The sequence below is a fragment of the Hydrogenivirga sp. 128-5-R1-1 genome (assembly GCF_000171895.1).
The window spans coordinates 1-2,412 of record NZ_ABHJ01000125.1 but is presented as its reverse complement, the minus strand read 5'-3'; the positions used below and the strand labels follow the sequence as shown (position 1 = coordinate 2,412).

At 33.2% G+C, this 2,412-nt stretch carries 3 protein-coding genes; 2 read left to right on the top strand and 1 reads right to left on the bottom strand.

The annotated features are described in order from the left end of the window. Together HG1285_RS04410 and HG1285_RS04415 are read left to right on the top strand one after the other, a co-directional pair. Positions 1 to 853 (top strand): tyrosine-type recombinase/integrase (locus tag HG1285_RS04410; protein WP_008288640.1); only part of this gene is annotated, 853 nt, incomplete at its 5' end. A 145-nt stretch (positions 854 to 998) separates the two neighbouring features. Continuing rightward, entirely contained in the window at positions 999 to 1,484 is a 486-nt protein-coding gene (locus HG1285_RS04415) for a peroxiredoxin (RefSeq protein ID WP_008288639.1), read from the top strand. 9 nt (positions 1,485 to 1,493) lie between these two features. Here the strand turns inward: HG1285_RS04415 and argH are convergent. After that, a partial coding sequence (gene argH, locus HG1285_RS04420) for an argininosuccinate lyase (RefSeq protein WP_008288638.1) occupies positions 1,494 to 2,412 on the bottom strand: 919 nt, incomplete at its 5' end.

Here is a 2,412-nt window from a genome sequence, read left to right as displayed (position 1 = left end):
ATATCTCAAAGGCAAAATTATATTACTTTCTGAAGGAAAGAAAATAAAACTATCTGAATTCATAGAAGAATATCTTGAATGGTGTAGAGAAAACCGGTCAGATGAAACATTCAAAAAAGCCCAATATGTATTAAACAAATTCAAAGATTATATAGGCGACATTTATGTAAAATCCATAAATAAAAAACATATGGACGATTATATTAGCAAGCTATTATCAGAAGGATTATCAAGAACTACAGCTAATATTCACATCAGGACTATAAAATCAGCACTCACAAAAGCTGTGGAGTGGGAATATGTAAAAGAACACCCATTAAGAGGATATAAACTTCTAAAAATCCAACAAAAACCACCAAAATTTTTACTTCCACAACAGATAAAAGAAGTTGAAAAAATAATAGATGAAGAAATATGGCAGTTTGTATTTAGGCTTTTTATTTATACAGGAATGAGGCTTGGAGAAATAACAAGGCTTAAATGGGAGCATATAAATTTAAATAGAGAAATAATAACAGTTGAAAAATCAAAAAGTTTCCACAGCAGAGTAATTCCAATCCACCCAACATTAAAAAAAGATATAATAAGGTATAAGAAAGATATAGGAAAAGTTGTTCCATTCAAAAGGCGGTATATACAAGAAAGACTCAAAAATTACTTTAGAAAGGCAGGTTATCCAGATTTGAGAGTACACGATTTAAGACATACATTTGCCAGTTTAATGGTGATGGCAGGAGTGGATTTAAAAACAGTTCAAGAACTGTTAGGTCATCAATCATATAGAACCACTGAGATATATGCACATTTAGCACCGCATCACTTGAAAGAAGCAATTAAAAAATTTCCAGGGTAAAAATGGAAATTTGCAACCAATTTGCAACCAGTGTTAAAATAAATAAGTAATTTAAAGGGAGTTCACATATCTTAGGATCCCGTGGCCGCAAGGCCGTGAGGGTTCAACTCCCTCCGCTCGCACTTTAATCTAAGGGGGTATAAAAATGCCAGTAGAAGAAGGACAAAAAGCTCCAGATTTTTGCCTTAAAGGATTAACACCTGAAGGCGAAGAAAAGGAAGTTTGTTTAAAAGACCTTTTAAAAGAAGGAAAGTATCTGGTTTTGTATTTCTATCCAAAAGATAACACTCCCGGGTGTACAACTGAAGCCTGCGATTTCAGAGATAATCTAAATAGAATTGGTAATAAAGCTGTAGTTGCAGGGGTAAGTCCTGACAGCATAGAAAGCCATAAGAAATTTAAAGAAAAATACAATTTAAATTTTTATCTTTTATCTGACTCTGAGAAAAAAGTACTTCAGGCGTATGATGCTTACGGTGAAAAGAAAATGTACGGTAAAACTACTGTTGGAGTAATCCGTTCAACTTATATAATTTCTCCTGATGGAATTATTGTTAAAAAATGGAGAAATGTTAAAGCAAAAGGACATGTTGATAAAGTAATTCAAGAACTTGAAAAACTTTTAAAATAAAAGGGGCTGTTATGCCCCTAATTTTTCTTTCCAGTAATTTATTTGCTCTAAAACTCTTTCTTTAGCAGTTCCTCCAAATGTTTTCCTTGCATCTGCCACGTAATAAGGATTTAAAATATTTAAAGCATCTTCCTCAAATAAATGTGAAAATTTCTTTAGTTCTTCTAATGTTATACTTTCAAGTTCTCTACCTTGCTGTGTTAGATATCCAACTATCTGACCTACAACGTGATGTGCCTGTCTAAATGGGAGACCTTTTCTAACCAAATAATTAGCTAAATCTGTGGCAAGGGCAAATCCTCCTGCTGCTTTTTCCATAATATCTTTTCTTGGTTTTAATCCTTCTATTATTTTTGTCATTCCTATAATAGAGCCTTTTAATGTTTTTACAGCATCAAATACAGGTTCTTTATCTTCTTGGAGGTCTCTATTGTATGCCATAGGAAGACCTTTTACTATTGTTAAAAGTGCTACTAAATCACCGTAAACTCTTCCAACTTTTCCTCTTATCAATTCAAGTACATCTGGGTTTTTCTTTTGAGGCATTATGGAAGAGCCTGTTGTTAGTTTGTCTGGAAGTTCTACAAATGAAAACTCTGCAGAATTCCATATTATAAGGTCTTCACTTTGCCTTGAAAGATTTGCCATACATATAGATGCATTTGATAAAAATTCAATTACAGCATCTCTTGAAGCAGTAGCATCTAATGAGTTTCTCATTATTTCAGAAAACCCAAGTTCTTTTGCAACAAATTCCCTGTCAAGTGGAAAATCTACACCTGCCAGAGCTCCACTTCCAAGCGGTAGCTGGTCTATTCTTTTTAAGTTATCTTTAAATCTTTCTTCATCTCTGTTATACATTTCAAGATAGGCAAGAAAGTAATGTGCCAGTCTAATAGGCTGGGCTCTTTGCAAATGAGTATATGCT

What these genes read in the sequence shown, in the direction of transcription:
- HG1285_RS04415 (WP_008288639.1), top strand. Translation starts at nt 999, where the DNA reads ATGCCAGTAGAAGAAGGACAAAAAGCTCCAGATTTTTGCCTTAAAGGA.